Source organism: Paenibacillus sp. sgz302115 (assembly GCF_056120445.1).
Map to the genome: position 1 here is coordinate 36841 of NZ_JBVYOK010000003.1, position 15874 is coordinate 52714.

The 15874-nt window shown below is 49.2% G+C and carries 14 protein-coding genes and 1 tRNA gene; 9 read left to right on the forward strand and 6 right to left on the reverse strand.

The genetic code is table 11. The features are described from left to right. Positions 1 to 34: 34 nt before the first annotated feature. Both AC0LWN_RS08425 and AC0LWN_RS08430 read right to left on the reverse strand, forming a co-directional pair. Positions 35 to 1015: an aldo/keto reductase gene (locus AC0LWN_RS08425; RefSeq protein WP_474664220.1), complete on the reverse strand. Its 981-nt coding sequence runs from the start codon at positions 1013 to 1015 to the stop codon at positions 35 to 37. A 108-nt stretch (positions 1016 to 1123) separates the two neighbouring features. After that, on the reverse strand, positions 1124 to 1717 hold the full coding sequence (locus AC0LWN_RS08430) for a TetR/AcrR family transcriptional regulator (RefSeq protein ID WP_474664222.1): 594 nt from the start codon (positions 1715 to 1717) through the stop codon (positions 1124 to 1126). Between the two features lie 226 nt (positions 1718 to 1943). Between AC0LWN_RS08430 and AC0LWN_RS08435 the strand changes: the two genes are divergently transcribed. The 6 genes from AC0LWN_RS08435 to AC0LWN_RS08460 all read left to right on the forward strand — a co-directional run bounded on the left by AC0LWN_RS08435 (position 1944) and on the right by AC0LWN_RS08460 (position 9277). Then, positions 1944 to 3449 carry a DHA2 family efflux MFS transporter permease subunit gene (locus AC0LWN_RS08435; RefSeq protein ID WP_474664224.1) on the forward strand — a complete coding sequence of 502 codons (1506 nt, stop codon included), beginning with the start codon at positions 1944 to 1946 and terminating at the stop codon, positions 3447 to 3449. Positions 3450 to 3669: 220 nt separating this feature from the next. Further along, complete coding sequence (gene leuB, locus AC0LWN_RS08440) at positions 3670 to 4752, forward strand: 3-isopropylmalate dehydrogenase (RefSeq protein WP_474664226.1); 1083 nt, start codon at positions 3670 to 3672, stop codon at positions 4750 to 4752. A gap of 240 nt (positions 4753 to 4992) precedes the next feature. After that, complete coding sequence (locus tag AC0LWN_RS08445) at positions 4993 to 5532, forward strand: peroxiredoxin (protein WP_458964402.1); 540 nt, start codon at positions 4993 to 4995, stop codon at positions 5530 to 5532. A gap of 214 nt (positions 5533 to 5746) precedes the next feature. Further along, on the forward strand, positions 5747 to 6154 hold the full coding sequence (locus AC0LWN_RS08450) for a hypothetical protein (protein ID WP_458964401.1): 408 nt from the start codon (positions 5747 to 5749) through the stop codon (positions 6152 to 6154). A gap of 360 nt (positions 6155 to 6514) precedes the next feature. Then, positions 6515 to 7618 (forward strand): two-component system sensor histidine kinase NtrB, encoded by a 1104-nt coding sequence (locus tag AC0LWN_RS08455; RefSeq protein ID WP_458964400.1) that lies wholly within the window; start codon positions 6515 to 6517, stop codon positions 7616 to 7618. A gap of 198 nt (positions 7619 to 7816) precedes the next feature. After that, positions 7817 to 9277, forward strand: coding sequence for a leucyl aminopeptidase (locus AC0LWN_RS08460; protein ID WP_474664228.1), 1461 nt, complete (start codon positions 7817 to 7819; stop codon positions 9275 to 9277). 96 nt (positions 9278 to 9373) lie between these two features. On the opposite strand, the gene AC0LWN_RS08465 is transcribed toward AC0LWN_RS08460, so the two are convergent. From AC0LWN_RS08465 to AC0LWN_RS08480, 4 genes are all read right to left on the reverse strand, one after another. Continuing rightward, positions 9374 to 9511: a hypothetical protein gene (locus AC0LWN_RS08465; RefSeq protein WP_474664230.1), complete on the reverse strand. Its 138-nt coding sequence runs from the start codon at positions 9509 to 9511 to the stop codon at positions 9374 to 9376. A 98-nt stretch (positions 9512 to 9609) separates the two neighbouring features. Beyond that, positions 9610 to 9804 carry a FeoB-associated Cys-rich membrane protein gene (locus tag AC0LWN_RS08470; protein WP_474664232.1) on the reverse strand — a complete coding sequence of 65 codons (195 nt, stop codon included), beginning with the start codon at positions 9802 to 9804 and terminating at the stop codon, positions 9610 to 9612. A 42-nt stretch (positions 9805 to 9846) separates the two neighbouring features. After that, positions 9847 to 11859: a ferrous iron transport protein B gene (gene feoB, locus AC0LWN_RS08475; RefSeq protein ID WP_474664234.1), complete on the reverse strand. Its 2013-nt coding sequence runs from the start codon at positions 11857 to 11859 to the stop codon at positions 9847 to 9849. Continuing rightward, entirely contained in the window at positions 11856 to 12026 is a 171-nt protein-coding gene (locus AC0LWN_RS08480) for a FeoA family protein (RefSeq protein ID WP_458964395.1), read from the reverse strand. Before AC0LWN_RS08480 ends, feoB begins: the two co-directional genes overlap by 4 nt. A 313-nt stretch (positions 12027 to 12339) precedes the next feature. Here AC0LWN_RS08480 and AC0LWN_RS08485 point away from each other — a divergent pair, with 313 nt between their 5' ends. The 3 genes from AC0LWN_RS08485 (at position 12340) to AC0LWN_RS08495 (ending at position 15726) form a co-directional block, all read left to right on the forward strand. Continuing rightward, the gene (locus AC0LWN_RS08485; RefSeq protein ID WP_474664236.1) at positions 12340 to 13299 is read left to right on the forward strand and encodes an aldolase catalytic domain-containing protein; all 960 of its coding nucleotides are present in this window, start codon (positions 12340 to 12342) and stop codon (positions 13297 to 13299) included. 154 nt (positions 13300 to 13453) lie between these two features. Continuing rightward, positions 13454 to 15577, forward strand: a complete 2124-nt coding sequence (locus AC0LWN_RS08490; protein WP_474664238.1) for a putative bifunctional diguanylate cyclase/phosphodiesterase — start codon at positions 13454 to 13456, stop codon at positions 15575 to 15577. A gap of 75 nt (positions 15578 to 15652) precedes the next feature. Continuing rightward, positions 15653 to 15726 (forward strand) — tRNA-Gly (locus AC0LWN_RS08495). Positions 15727 to 15874 lie beyond the last annotated feature (148 nt).

Consider the following 15874-nt stretch of genomic DNA (forward strand, 5'->3'; position numbering starts at 1 on the left):
TTGGCACTCAGCTTCGCCGGGCTTTACGCTGCTCTTACCAAGCGTAAGCGTTCGGGGCTGCGCCGCCCGGTCCGGGGAAGATTTCATCCAGCCGCTTCAGCACGGATTCGTCCAGAACCACCTCAAGGCTGCGCAGCGCGCTTTCGAACTGCTCCAGCGTGCGCGGTCCGATAATCGGCGCTGTCACGGCCGGGTTCGCCAGCAGCCAGGCGAGGGCGACGTTATCCTGCGGCTCGCCAAGCTCAAGGCAAAGCTCAGCAAATGCCTCAAGCTGGCTCTTATACTTCTCTACGCGCTCAGCATTGCCGCCGCTGCGGCTGCCTTCGATTTTCTTGAGCGCGTTGCGGCCAAGCAGTCCCCCGTCGAGCGGGCTCCAGGGAATCACTCCAAGCCCGAGATTCTGGGAAGCGGGCAGCACCTCCAGCTCAGGCAGACGGCAGGTCAGGCTGTATTTATGCTGCTCCGATACGAGCCCAAGGAACCCGCGGGCTTTGGCCTCCTGCTGCGCGACGGCGATATCCCAGCCGGCGAAGTTGCTGGAGCCGACATAACCGATCTTGCCTTGGCTGACGGCAAGCTCAAAGGCGCCCCACAGCTCGTCCCAGGAGACGCTGCGGTCTACATGGTGCATTTGATACAGCTCGATATGGTCGGTCTGCAGCCGCTGCAGCGAGCCCTCGAGATGGCGGCGGATGATATAGGAGGAGAGGCCGCGCTCATCATTGGGGCCGTCAAGCTTATCGCTCATGGCGCCGTAGACCTTGGTGGCCAGCACAACCTTTTCCCGCCGTCCGCCGCCTTGCTTGAACCAGCGGCCGATAATCGTCTCCGTGAGCCCGGAATTTTCTCCCCAGCCGTAGATGTTAGCGGTATCAAAAAAATTGATTCCAGCCTCCAGCGCAGCGTCCATAATGCGGAAGGCTTCTTTCTCGTCTGTAATCGGGCCGAAATTCATCGTTCCCAGACAGAGACGGCTGACCTTCATACCGGATTTGCCAAGCTTTGCGTATTGCACCTCACAATCACTCCTCTAAATTGTAATGGCCTATCCTTAAATTAACTATTGCATACTAATTGTAAACAACTGAAGAAACAAGAGCAAATCAGCGGAGGAGGTTTCACTTTATGGGCTTGACGGACTTGAAGCAAATGGAGCCAATAACGACAATTGATTGACGAGATAGGACGGTGTATAAGGCATATCGTTGCGAAGCCAGAAAACAATCGTACCGATGAAGGCGGAGGAACCGTACCAGGCAAGGATATCCGCCGGAACATTGACTGGAGATTCGCTGGACGAAGAGTTCAGGACTCGTGACTTGATAAAATCAACAATCAGAAGAGTAAGGCGTTCTGTAAATACCGGCAGCCGCCTGGAACCGAGCAGCACTTTATAGAGGTTCGAACGATCCGCAATTAATTCGAGGATTTGAACAAATATGGCCCAATGCCCGTCTTTGGAGCCGCTATGCTCTGGAGCTTTCTCCAGAAGGGCAGTGAAGTCGCTGATCATCTCATCCGCCATCTTTTCCAGCATGTCCGGGATGTCCTTGTAATGAAGATAGAAGGTGACACGATTGATGGTAGCGCGTTCTGCGATACGGTTGACCGTGATTTTTTCTATATCCGTTTCTTGAAGCAGCTCGACAAAAGCATCCTGGATTAATTTACGGGTACGCAATACGCGCGGATCTGTTCTTGGTAGAGGTTTTGACATGGGAACCTAATCCTTCCAAATTAAAATGTACACTACAAATTCGCACCAAACTGTCGTTTAAGTTCCTGATAGACCACGAATTTTTGATTCCTGTAAACTAATAAACATTTAGCAAAATACTGTTGATTGCACAGTCGAAGTGAAGAACTTATAATCCTTTACATTAGTTAACTATACAACACTCTGTTTATTAAATGGAATGTAAAATGTGAAAGGATTGAGTAAAATGAGTGCAGCAGGTTTTGACAGCAGTTCTATTAAGAAAGGACCCTTATTGTTTGTCCTGATATTGGGGGCGTTCATCGCCGTTCTGAATCAGACCATCATGAGCGTTGCCCTCCCGGTATTGATGGGGGAATTCTCCATTCAGGCGTCTACGGCTCAATGGCTGACTACAGGCTACATGCTGGTTAATGGAGTGCTTATTCCGATTACAGCCTATCTTATGCAGCGTTTTACAACCGGCGAGCTGTTTCAGGCCTCAATGGTTGTTTTCCTCGGAGGTACGGTTCTTTCCGCATTTGCTAACTCCTTTGAGCTTCTGCTGGCAGGACGGATGATTCAAGCGGTAGGTGCGGGGGTTATTATGCCGCTGCTGATGAATGTGATTCTGACCATCTTCCCCCGGGAAAAACGGGGTGTCGCAATGGGGATCGTCGGTTTGGCGATTATTTTTGCTCCGGCTATCGGTCCTACGGTTGCAGGTTATGTCATGGAGCATTATAGCTGGCGCACAATGTTCGAAGGAATGATTCCGGTTGTCGTTTTAGTTATTGCTATTGCCCATTTCTATCTGAAAAATGTTACTGAGCGAATCTTTCCCAAACTGGACATTATGGGAGTCATTCTCTCAACCATCGGATTCGGCACTTTACTGTATGGCTTCAGCAGAGCCGGGAGCAAGGGCTGGTCAAGTGCGGAAGTGATAGTGTCACTTGCGGTAGGCGTTATCTCTCTGGCCGTATTCACGGTACAGCAGTTGCGCTCCAAAAGCCCGCTTCTCGACCTTAGAGCATTCAAATATAACATGTTCACTTTGACGACCATTATTAATATCGCGGTTACGATGGTAATGTATGCAGATATGATGCTGCTTCCGCTGTATTTGCAGAATGTCAGAGGATACACGGCTTTAGAATCCGGGGTGCTCATGTTGCCCGGTGCGCTCCTAATGGGTGTAATGATGCCAGTGGCTGGCAAGCTTTTCGACCGGTTTGGCGCAAAATGGCTGTCTGTCATCGGTATGGCGATTACGATCTTAACGACATTAGGGTTCGTCAACCTCTCGGATTCAACGAGCTATACGTATTTGCTGTTGATGTCTACGGGACGCCGTCTTGGGATGGCTCTGTTTCTGATGCCGATCACAACCACAGGCCTCAATCAGCTTCCTGCCAGCCTGAATGCGCACGGAACAGCCATTTCCAACACCATCAAGCAAGTAGCCGGTGCCATTGGCACGTCTTTGCTAGTCACTGTCATGACATCCAGTACGAAAAGTCATATGCAGGATATGCTGGCCTCCGGCGCAGCTGCGAACTCATCTAAGGAGAGCCTGATCATGCATGCAACAATTCAGGGAATTAATGATGCGTATCTTGTAATTGTTGGTATTGGGATAGTGGGCTTGCTGCTTGCATTCTTTATCAAAAACTCAGCCCCGGCTGGGGAAGAGGAGACTTCGGCAGCTTTGAGGAAGAATACGCAGGTTACTGAGGCTAATTCGTTCTGAGGCTGTTCCAGCATCAGAAGAGCTGCAAGGAGAATAATCTCCTTGACGGCTCTTTTTCTATTCGGAACAATCCACCTTCTGATTCAATCGTTATCAGCTTATAGTTAAAAGCTATCACTTCAATAGAATCTATATCTTTGTCCTTTGGACGCGGTTATGATACAACAATATACAGAAGAACTATGTCTGCGATCCGCAGAACATCAGAGGAGTGACAGGAATGAGCGAGGTCAAAAAAATCGCCGTAATTGCCGGGGACGGTATCGGACCTGAAGTTGTGGCAGAAACACTGAAAGTATTGAAAAAAACAGAAGAGCTGTTCGGCTACGCCTTTGAAACCGAGGAGGCGCTGTTTGGCGGAATCGCCATTGATGAACGGGGAACACCGCTGCCTGAGGATACACTGGACATCTGCCGCAGTGCAGATGCTGTACTGCTTGGAGCGGTTGGCGGACCGAAATGGGATAACAATCCCAAGGAGCTGCGCCCGGAAACCGGGCTGCTGGGTATCCGCAAGGCGCTGGGACTCTTCTCCAATCTGCGTCCAGCCGTTGTTTTTGACTGCCTGAAGGATGCATCCACGCTGAAGCCGGAAGTGCTGGAAGGCACGGACCTTATGGTTGTGCGCGAATTGACCGGCGGCATTTATTTCGGCGAGAAGCTGCGCCGCCAGGGTGAGTTCGGTGAAGAAGCAGTGGATACTTGCGTATATAATGTAGCGGAAGTAGAGCGTATTGTGCGCCAAGCCTTTGAAATTGCCGGCAAACGCCGCAACAAGCTGGCAAGTGTCGATAAAGCAAATGTTCTGGAGACCTCCCGTCTCTGGCGTGAGGTTGTGAACCGGATTGCCCCGGAATATCCGCAGGTTGAGCTCGAGCATGTGCTCGTCGACAACTGTGCAATGCAATTGCTGCGCCGTCCTTCGAGCTTTGATGTCATCGTTACCGAGAACATGTTCGGCGACATTCTGAGCGATGAAGCGGCGATGCTGACCGGATCAATCGGCATGCTGGCTTCAGCTTCGCTGGGAGAAGGCAGCTACGGCCTGTATGAGCCGGTGCACGGCTCTGCGCCTGACATTGCCGGACAAGGTCTGGCCAACCCGATTGCTACGATTCTGTCGCTAGCCCTGATGTTCCGTTTGACCTTCGGCTATGAGGCTGCTGCCGCTGCCATTGAGGCCGCTGTAGCTGAGGTGCTGGATGCCGGACACCGTACGAGCGATATCGCTGTAGACAAGAGCAAGGCCATCAGCACATCGGAGATGGGCGATCTCATTGTAGCGGCGATCCGCAAAGCCTAAAATTATAACCACAAGAATCCTCCTTTGAAGCAGAAAAACAAAAAACTTCACAAAAAGTTGCTTATTTATAATAATTATAAAAAAGTAATGAGTGTAATATTGACTTTATTTTTGTACGATGATACCATTTGGTCATAAGCAAGACAGCAACCAACTCATCCGATCAAGAAAAGCATATTGCGCCGGAAGTTGTATCCTGACAATTGTTTTTCTTACATAATTCAAAGGAGGATTTAAGCAATGGCAGAACGTTTGGTAGGTAAACCAGCCCCGGATTTCACAATGGAAACCGTAACGGGCGACGGCAAAGATTTTGGTAAGGTGAGCTTGTCCGACTATCGCGGCAAATGGCTTGTATTCTTCTTTTATCCGCTTGACTTTACATTCGTATGTCCTACGGAAATTACAGCACTTAGCGAAGCAGCATCTGAATTCGCAGCACTCGATACTGAAATTCTCGGTGTGAGCATCGACTCGGTCCACAGCCACAAGGCATGGATTACTACACCTAAGGAGTCGAATGGTCTGGGAGCGATCAACTTCCCGCTGGCGTCTGATATTACGAAGAAGGTAGCCAGTGATTACGGTGTCCTGATTGAAGAAGAAGGCGTGGCACTTCGCGGATTGTTCATCATTGATCCTGACGGTGAACTGAAATATCAAGTGGTTAACCACAATGATGTAGGCCGCAGCGTAGAAGAAACGCTTCGTGTACTGCAAGCCCTGCAATCAGGCGGACTGTGCGCTATGAACTGGAAACCGGGTGACAAGAACCTGTAAGTCCGGCGAATCATAAGCCGCGATCCTTGATATACTAAGAGAACCTCCTTGCGGGAGTCATTCCCGGCAAGGGGGTTTTTTGCTCCAAACCTTCCATAGGTGCGGAAATTCCGTTTGAGGGTGGGCATATAGCTTCGGGGAGAGGAATCTCCACTGCCATTTTGTAATACAATAATATGAAGACAATGTAAATTACCAAGGAGGGTGAACAAAAATGAGCTTTTGCTGTGGAGCGAGTATGGTTGGAACGAAGGGAACCCTAAAGCATTATCGCACGCAAGTCCATAATGTTCCCCTGCTTTTTTGTCCGGTCTGCCACCGGGTAGAGGTGCATTATAAGGTCGAAAACGAATATGAAATTTTGGCGGAATATGCGCATGGCGACGGCGTTACGGATGTTGATTTTCAGGACTACGTGATGGAAGAAGAGGAAGCGATATTCGAGAATGTCATCAATGTGGAGAGCGAAGATCCGCTGAGCATTGTGCGCAGCCAGATTGATATGGCGCTGGACCTGCTGGCTGTCGCCAAACAGATCGAGGATACTAAATGGGAACGTGAGCTGAAGAAACGTCTGGCAGTAATGAGTCAGCGGCGTCATCGCCTGCAGCAAAAAGCTTGAGACACGACGCACTAATCAGCGGCGCTGTCTTGAGTGTTACATCATAGGAGTCTTCGCAGCCGCGGGGGCTCTTTTTTTTCGATTTAAGGGTGTTTTCGGAAGTGTTTCTGCGATGAGGAGTCGCTTTGCCTCGATAAAATATGTGTCTTTAGAATCATTTTATGGATATTTTTGTGATTCGACAGTTTCTCTTGTTGCGTTGTCTTCTTCTCTTGGATATGATTGGAATATAGTTGAAACGGTTGGATAAAATAATACGATTTCCGAATGTTCTGGCGACTTCGTCATATACTCAAATACATAGTAATTTGATGTCGCTTAGCGTCTTCGTCAATTGCAGTAAAGGGGGAACTTCGTATCGTGATAAGCCAATATCAGGAAAGCTTGCTTTTGCCGGCAAGAACGTTTCAATCTGGACCGATGAACACTACATACGAGGATGTACTGGAACACATTGACAGTGGGATTATGCTTTTTGATGAAGATGGTATTCTTACATTCATGAACAAGCAGATGTACAGCATACTTGAACTGAACCTTCATTCTGTCCTGGGCTGCACTATGGTTCATTTGTTATCCAATATTCAGTTAAGCCGTTTTAAGAAGAAGCTGTTGCTTCGCGGATACCATGAAATGATAAAGCTGGGAAAGCCGGGCTATGAGTTTGTAGATGAATACGGGCGTTATTGGAGGGTGTCTCTGTGCAGCGGGGAGCAGATGAAGGGCGGCGCCTTGTTCACCTTCAAAGAAATTTCTGACTACAAGCTGATTGAGCAAACGGCCTACCAGAATGACAGCTTGGCTATGCTGGGCAAATTATCTGCTTCAATCGCCCATGAAATCCGCAATCCGCTCACCGCGATTCGGGGATTTATTCAATTGCTCCACCCCCATCTTCACCTGCTGGGCAAAGAGGAGTATGCAAAGATTATTCTCGCCGAGATTGACCGGGCGAATGATATTATTCATGAGTTTCTGACCTCCTCCAAGCCTTCGGTACCGCAGGTCGCGATGATTCCGGTGGCTGCGCTGCTCAAAGAGGTGGTTCTGCTGACAGAAAGCGAAGCCTTGATGAAGGGCTGTGAGATCAATCTCCATCCGCTTCAGGGGGACATGATTATATCCGGCGACATCAAACAGATGAAGCAAGTCGTCCTTAACATGATAAGAAATGCAATGGAAGCGATTACTGAAAAGGTCGATGATTCGGTTGGCAAAATCGAGGTCGGAGCGCGAAGAGAAGGCGCCGAGGTTCGTATTTTTATTTCCGACAACGGTAAAGGCATGGATATTTGCACCTTGGACAGGTTGTTTAATCCTTTTTTCACGACGAAGGAGAATGGGACAGGGCTGGGATTATCCGTCAGCGAAAAGATCATCAAGAATCATGGCGGCTACATTTCCGTTAGCAGCAGGGTTAACGAAGGCACACGTTTTGTTATTTCTTTGCCGCTGATTCAGTAATTCTTGACATACTGAGATATAATAAAGTTCAAAAGAGGCTGATTCCTGCGATGCGCGTCTGGTGCGGGAGATCAGCCTTGCTGCGTTAATGAATGTGGACTAATTATCGGACAACAGCTTGGAGGGATTTCTATCAAGATTGAGTGGAGCAGCGGCAGCCCGTCTTCGGGACTTGAGGGAGATGCGCTGTGTATTATTGTGGCTGAAGCTGAGATTGAAGCCGGGAGCTTCGCCGGGGAATGGAAAAAAAGCGTGGGCCTATTAGCTAAGACCGGGCTTTTTAACGGCAAATTGAATCAAATTTACGTTCTACCAGTAGGGTCAGGAGAGCAGACTGAATTTCCCGTCGTTATTCTGGCGGGAAGCGGAAACGGGCTGCTGGGAGCGGAGGAGCTGCGCCTGCTGGCCGTTCAAATCGTCCGTGCTGCTCATAAGCTGAAGGCAGACAGATTAATCATCCAAGTTGCGGATAGCTTGAATTTGCTGTCGGCTGAAGGGGCTGAAGAGACCGCGCAAGCACTCGCGGAGGGGCTCGTTCTGGGTGCGTACCGGCGAACACACTATAAGCGGGAGCAGCCGCTTTACACTGGCTTAGATTCCGTTATATTTCATATGGAGCGGAAAGCAGAAGCGGCTGAGACAACGGATTGGAATCAAGGGATCATGCGGGGGTTAACGTTTGGCGAAGCCACGAATTTTGCCCGTAATCTCACTAATCTTCCAGGCAATCAGCTAACGCCTTCAGCGCTTGCCGCAGCAGCTATTGAGATTGCAGAGCGTCATGGATTTCCGGCAGAGGTACTGGACGAACGGGAAATTGAACAAAAGGGCATGGGCGGTTTGCTGGCTGTCGGCAAAGGAAGTGTCCACCCTCCGAGGATGATCGTGATCCGCTATCAGGGGACCAGCCAGTGGGAGAACGTTACCGGAATTGTTGGCAAAGGCATAACCTTCGATACGGGCGGAATTTCCCTGAAAAGAGCGCCAGGCATGGAGAACATGATCAGTGATATGGGTGGTGCGGCGGCTGTGCTTAGCGTCATGGAGGCACTTGGTACTTTACGGCCGAGGATTAATGTCGTGATGGTGATTCCTTCCGCCGAAAATATGCCTGCGGCCAATGCCTTCAAGCCTGGAGATATTGTCACCTCGTTAAGCGGCAGAACCATAGAAATATTGAATACCGATGCCGAAGGCCGGATTGTGCTGGGGGATGCGCTCACTTATGCCCTGGAATGGGGGGCTGAACGAATTATTGATGTGGCGACGCTGACAGCCGCTGTGTTGTCTACTCTGGGGGATATAGCAACTGGAGCGGTTACTAACGATGAACTGTTTATGGAGGCGTTCTTGGCAGCTTCCAGGCGCTCTGGAGAGAGGGTATGGCAATTGCCGGTATATCCTGAGTTCCGTGAGATGCTGAGAAGCGAGGTGGCGGATATCCGCAATGCTGCCGGAAGATACGGCGGAGCTACAACGGCAGGGCTGTTCATCGGTGAGTTCGCTGAAGGGTTGCCCTGGATTCACCTGGACATCGCCGGAACGGCATTTCTCTCCAAGGAACGCGGAGTTAATCCCAAGGGAGCAACCGGCGTAATGGTGCGCACGCTTTTGCAATATTTGCTGCAGCTAGGTTCCGGCGAAGAAGCTAAGCATTGAGCATTTACAAGGATACTACAGCAAAAGCCGCAAGGCACCCGGTTTCCCGGGCCTTGCGGCTTTTTTTTAAAAATAATAATCCATATGCTTCACACACTAACTGTTCTTTCTGGCTCGTATTTGAGAAGTGACGGACTGAATGCCGTTCATAAGCTTGTTACGCGCATCCTTGTTTCTCAGTAAATAGGCCGCTCCCAGCACTGCTGTAGTTAATAACGTCCTTTTGGTATTCACATGTATGTCCTCCTCGGTATGATCTGGCTGTAAGTTGCTTATAACTAACATACCCGCATCCCAAGGTTCTTAACCGAATTTACTCACATACCAGCATTTTAGGCTTTGGCTGAATGCTTGGCATCTACCGGGCTTCCGCAGCAGGAGAGTGGAGAATCAAGCGATGCTGCCGCACAGGTTTTGCTTTTGTCGCAGCCGGCGCAGGCCCCTTCCTTGCCCTTTTGCACATGACGGTAAAGCATCCAGCCGGAGTATCCGAATATAAGACCGATAATCAAAATATTTATAATCATTGCAGTGCCCCGCTTTCTCAGAAAATATTGACCTTGCCAGACTTACGACCATCCGAGCAATCTGCCGCCTTGAAAAATAACCAATGCAACGCAATAAGCCAGCACTACAGAGTATCCAATCGAGAAGAAGGTCCATTTCCAGGAGGCGGTTTCCTTCTTAATAACCCCTACAGTAGCCAGACAAGGGGTATAGAGCAGGATAAAGGCCATGAAGCTGATTGAGCTGAGCGGAGTGAAGACCTGGGCGATCTGGCCCTCCAGTCCGGCGGTATCCGGTGCATGATAGATAATATTCATGGTGGACACTACCACCTCTTTGGCGAGGAAGCCGGGAACCAGCGTTGAGCCGGCCTGCCAGGTTCCGAATCCGAGCGGATGCAGCAGAGGAGCAATCATACCGCCGAATTTTGCCAAAAAGCTGTTATCCATCTCCACGCCAAATCCGGAAGGACCGGCATAGGTCATCAGCCAGATGATAACCGAACCTGCAAGAATAATTGTCCCTGCCTTGCGCAGGAAGCCTTTTCCTTTTTCCCAAGTGCTGCGTCCCAGTGTTTTAAGCTGTGGCATCCGGTAAGGAGGCAACTCGATGATGAAGACAGAGGACTCGTTCTTGAACAGATGCTTGGAGAACAATTTGCACAGAAGCAGTGCGAATACAACACCCAGAACATACATCGCCAGAACTGCGGTGGCCTGCTGGGCGGGGAAAAAGACAGCCGCGAACAGCAAATAGACCGGAAGCCGGGCGGAGCAGGACATGAGCGGCAGGAGAAGTGTCGTCAGCATCCGGTCTTTAGGCTGTTCAATACTGCGCGCGGCCATAATTGCCGGCACGTTGCAGCCAAAACCGATAATGAAAGGAATAAATGCTTTACCATTAAGGCCCATACGCTCCATAGTGCTGTCCATCAGCAGGCAGACACGTGCCATGTACCCGGAATCCTCCAGGAAGGAGATCATCAGGAAAAGAATAAAGATTTGCGGAATGAACACTAATACCCCGCCTACACCGCTGATAATTCCGTCAACGATAAGTGCATGTGTGAAGCCCGATGCCCCTATCGTCTCAAGCAGGGAGTTGGCCCCATCGCTGATAGGTCCGGAAATCCACCCGTCCAAAATGTCCGATAAGGGACCGCCCACCCAATCAAAGGTTGTCTTGAACATTGCATACATGAAGACGATGAACAGCGGCAGTCCGAGGAAACGGTGAGTTAGAATCGAGTCCAGTCTTTCCGTCAAATTATGCGGCTTCTGCGCCGTGGTATCCATCGCTGCTGCACACAAGGAGCGGATGTAGTCCATACGGATGGAACGAATCCATTGAGGGAGCGTCAGCGCCAGCTTCTTACTCTGCAGCTCGTCTTGGCAGCTATCGCAGATAGCCATCAAGCGGGCTGTATCCATGCTCTTCTTCAGCAGCTCAAGTACGACCGGATTCTGCTCCATCAGTTGCAGGGCGACCCAGCGAAGGTTAGGCAGTCCCGGGATATGCTTCAATTCCTTTTCAATGGAAGAGATTGCTTGCTCGGCTAGATCGCCGTAGTCCAGTCTGAAGGTTACCGGAGGAATTGCTGAGGTTTTCTCAAGAACGCTGAGTACCTGTCCGCTGCCTTTGCCGGTTCTGGCAACCAGCGGCAGTACGGTAATGCCGAGGCGGGACTGCAGCATTTCATAGTTGACAGAAATCCCGCGCGCCTTGGCGACGTCGACCATATTCATTCCTAGAATAGTAGGCTTACCATATTCCAGCAGTTGCAGTGTGAGCAGCAGATTACGTTCAAGCTGTGAAGCATCTACAATGTTAATGAGAGCTTCAGGGGATTCCTCAACGAGATATTGCGTGGCGACGCCTTCATCACGGGAGAGGGGGTGAAGAGAATAAATTCCGGGTAAGTCGATCAGCTTGCCTGCCCCGTTTTTCAGGCTTCCGACTTTCTTCTCTACGGTTACTCCCGCCCAGTTGCCTACATATTCATAGGAAGAAGTCAGCGTATTAAAAAGCGATGTCTTGCCAGTATTCGGATTTCCTACAAGTGCTATTGAACTCATGAAACGTTCACCTCAATCATGGAAGCTTCCTTCCGGCGGATGGCGAACAATTGACCGTTGCATTCCAGAGTAACGGGACCCAGAAAAGGGCCCTTTCCTTTCAAACGGATCATGACGCCTTCAGACACCCCAAGATCAGCCAGACGGCGCCGCAAAATGGGGTTCATTCCTTCTATTCTATGGATGGAGCCAGTTGAGCCCGGTTGTAAGCGCAATAGGGAGCAGGATGTTGAAGCCATGTTAATCCCTCCGAGAGAGACTGATAATCAATCTCAATTGTTTTCTTGTAATGTAGCATTTTACTGTCAATTTTACTGTGATTTTTGTCATTGTGCTGCTATCATAAAAAGGTATATGAAAAGGAACTCAAATTTTCTTTACAATTTATTCTTTGCTAAGTATGATTGAACGATAATGGCTGCATAGTAAGTCCAAGCCAGCGGCAATAATGAGGGATATAATTGAAGGGAGAACATAATTGTGAAGAGTAATGCTAGCAAAATTGTCGATTGCACCATTCGCGATGGGGGACTGGTGAACAACTGGGATTTTAGTGTTGAATTTGTACAGAATTTGTATGCCGGTCTGAATGAAGCCGGTGTTGATTATATGGAGATCGGTTATAAAAACTCACCCAAACTGCTCAAAGGAGCGGAGGGAGCCGGCCCGTGGCGTTTTCTGAACGATGATTTTCTGAGAAAAGTTATTCCCCAGAAGGGGCGCACCAAGCTGTCCGCGCTCGTAGATATTGGCCGTGTGGATGAGAATGACATCCTGCCCCGCAGTGAGAGCATGCTGGACCTGATCCGCGTGGCCTGCTACAGCAAGGATGTGGACAAGGCGCTGCAGCTGGTACAGACCTTCCATGATCTAGGATATGAGACAACGATTAATATTATGGCTTTGTCGAATGTCATGGAGAACGAATTGCTGGAAGCCTTTGACCAGATCCGCGAGAGTGTTGTTGATGTTGTGTATATTGTAGATTCTTATGGCAGTCTGGACCACAAAGACATTCATTATCTGGTTGAAAAGTTCAAAACGCATTTGCCAAATAAACGGTTGGGCGTACATACCCACAATAACCTGCAATTGGCCTTCTCCAATACACTTGTTGCTGCCGAGAAGGGTGTAGAGCTGCTGGATGCTTCCTGTTACGGCATGGGGCGCGCAGCCGGCAACTGCCCTACCGAGCTGCTGGTTACCCATTTGAAGAACACCAATTATTCGCTCCGCCCTGTGCTTGATATCGTAGAGCGGCTGATGATTCCTTTGCGGGAGAAGGAAGAATGGGGTTACATTATTCCTTATATGATTACTGGCACGCTCGATGAGCACCCGCGCTCCGCGATGGCGCTGCGGTCATCCGAAGATAAAGACAAAGCGGTTGATTTCTATGATAAGCTCACAACGCCTGAAGTGAATTTTGGAGATAAATAGAAGGCTTCAAGGAGAAGCACTGAACTCTAAAATAGGGGGAAGTGCTTTTTTTCTGGAATGTAACTTTACGGAGCTATTCAGCCGATATTTATACATAGGACGTAAATATATCCATTGACTTATTATAGATATCATTTTCAGACGCGAGGGACCTATGAGACAAGAAGAGAGAAAGACCATTCATGCGGCGATTATAGGGGCCGTGCTGTTCCTTCTGATTCAAATTTTTCGTGTGCCGCTTAGTAATGTAGAAGATAAGGACTTGCTATCCATGCTCTATTTAATAACGGGCTGCTGCAATGCCGCTTTTGGCTTTGCGATTTTTGCCCAGGGCTGGCTGTTCTTCGCTGATCGTCTATCCAAGGCAAGACTATACACCTCCGCTCTCTTTTTGGGAGTATGCATCTTTGATTTCATACACACTCTAAGCTTTGTCGGCATTGCAGAAATATCTTCCTATATTAATACAGAACAATCCATGTGGCTGCTTACATTCTCGCGACTGGCCAGCGCACTGGGTATTCTGTTCATATTCAGCAGGGAAGACCAGCCAATAGCAGCCTCAGGCAAAAGGAATGTATTCAAAATATCATTTGTGCTGACTGTGCTCGCTCTGGCGTTGTTTACTTTTGGTCAGACGGTTACTCCGGAGCTGACAGGTTATTCTTGGGTTAACGCACTGCAGCATATACTGGATCTTGGTGTGCTGTTTGTATATTTATTCACTGTGGGTATTATCCTTTATCCGGGTAAAGCCGAAAAGTCCGCTTCTATGCTCATTATTATCCGCGCGCTGATCTTTTTCGCTCTTGGCCAGGTGTTCTTTATGAACCCGCTAAGCATCGGCGATATGGATTATCTTTTTGGAATGCTTAGCACTGGTGTGGCTTATTATTTGCTGCTTACGGGCGTCTACCGGCTGACAATTGAAGAGCCCTTTCAGGAAAATCAGCAGGCCGAGGCCCGGATTAATTATTTGGCATACCACGATGATCTGACCGGTCTTCCCAACAGACGGCGGCTGATGCAGCGCGTAGAAGAAATTGTGATTCAGAGCGGACAGAATAAGGGTCCCAAATTCTCCGCACTGGCTATAATGAATATTAATCATTTCAAGAATATTAACGACTCGCTCGGCCATTATGCCGGTGATCTTCTGCTTCAGCTGGTATCGCAGCGGATCGGAAATGAAGCGAAGGCGAGTGAAGAGCTGTACAGTATGGGAGCGGATGAATTTGCTTTTCTTATGACAGATGTGACGGGGGTGGAGGACTGCCTGATTCGCGCAGGTGAGCTTCTGAAGCTATTCGAAACGCCGGTGCAACTGGAATCAGGAGAGTATCACATTTCACTCAGCCTGGGAATGAGCATTTATCCCGGTGATGGGAATACCGCAGAACAACTGATTCAGAATGCCGATACCGCTGTTCATAATGCCAAGGAGCAGGGGGTGGACATCCGCCGGTATGTACCTGCCATGCAGATGAAAGCAAAAGAGCGGCTGAAGCTGGAGAATGATTTGCGCCGGGCGATAGAGCGCGATGAATTCTACCTCGTCTATCAGCCGCAGGTACAGCTTGAGACAGAGGAAATTGTCGGGATGGAAGCGCTGCTTCGCTGGAATCATCCCAAGCGCGGGCTGGTGTCGCCGGTTGATTTCATACCGATTGCCGAAGAGAGCGGGCTGATTGTTCCGATCGGGGAATGGGTGCTCAAAACGGCATGTCTGCAAAATAAAATATGGCAGGACGCCGGTTATCGGCCAATGTGCGTTTCGATCAACCTGTCCATGCGCCAATTTCTGCAGCCGAATCTGGCCGGGAAGATTGGCACCATTCTGAAGGATATCGGGCTGGACCCGGGTTATGTTGACCTGGAAATTACAGAGAGCATGACTCTGGATAAAGAAACTGCCTTTGACCAGCTTAACCGCTTGAAGAAGCTTGGTGTATTCATCAGCATAGACGATTTCGGGACAGGCTACAGTTCCCTGCATTACCTGAAGAATATGCCGATTGACCGGCTGAAGATTGACCGTTCCTTCGTCTCGGAAGTTATGGAGGACAGCAATAACGCGGCGATTGTATCCACTATTACGTCTATGGCTCATCACCTGAAGCTGAAGGTAACGGCTGAAGGGGTTGAGAATAAGGACCAACTGCATTTTTTGCGCCAGCAGCATTGCCATGAGGCACAGGGTTACTTGTTCAGCAAGCCCGTTAAGGCTGCGGAATTCGAATTGTTTTTTCTGAAGCCTTCGCTGGGAATATTGTCATAACAGATTTGATCAGTCAACAGGGTTGCAATTTGTTCTAAGTAATGCTATAATATTTTTTGTCTTCAATTTCGGTCCGCGGGTGTAGTTCAATGGTAGAACTTCAGCCTTCCAAGCTGATAGCGTGGGTTCGATTCCCATCACCCGCTCCATACTTCAAATTTCGAAATCCTTGTTATGCAAGGGTTTTTTATTTGCGTATTTTTTGACAAACGGCTGACTACCTTTAATTCATGGGGCAGTTTATGGGGCAACTTTAAAAAGCCAGGTCCTCCGCATGCAGTGCGGGGACCTGGCTTT

Excerpts from the sequence above, each read along its gene's own strand:
- AC0LWN_RS08430 (WP_474664222.1), bottom strand. The coding sequence starts at position 1,717 with ATGTCAAAACCTCTACCAAGAACAGATCCGCGCGTATTGCGTACCCGT.
- AC0LWN_RS08435 (WP_474664224.1), top strand. The coding sequence starts at position 1,944 with ATGAGTGCAGCAGGTTTTGACAGCAGTTCTATTAAGAAAGGACCCTTA.
- leuB (WP_474664226.1), top strand. The coding sequence starts at position 3,670 with ATGAGCGAGGTCAAAAAAATCGCCGTAATTGCCGGGGACGGTATCGGA.
- AC0LWN_RS08445 (WP_458964402.1), top strand. The coding sequence starts at position 4,993 with ATGGCAGAACGTTTGGTAGGTAAACCAGCCCCGGATTTCACAATGGAA.
- AC0LWN_RS08450 (WP_458964401.1), top strand. The coding sequence starts at position 5,747 with ATGAGCTTTTGCTGTGGAGCGAGTATGGTTGGAACGAAGGGAACCCTA.
- AC0LWN_RS08470 (WP_474664232.1), bottom strand. The coding sequence starts at position 9,804 with ATGATTATAAATATTTTGATTATCGGTCTTATATTCGGATACTCCGGC.
- feoB (WP_474664234.1), bottom strand. The coding sequence starts at position 11,859 with ATGAGTTCAATAGCACTTGTAGGAAATCCGAATACTGGCAAGACATCG.
- AC0LWN_RS08480 (WP_458964395.1), bottom strand. The coding sequence starts at position 12,026 with ATGAACCCCATTTTGCGGCGCCGTCTGGCTGATCTTGGGGTGTCTGAA.
- AC0LWN_RS08490 (WP_474664238.1), top strand. The coding sequence starts at position 13,454 with ATGAGACAAGAAGAGAGAAAGACCATTCATGCGGCGATTATAGGGGCC.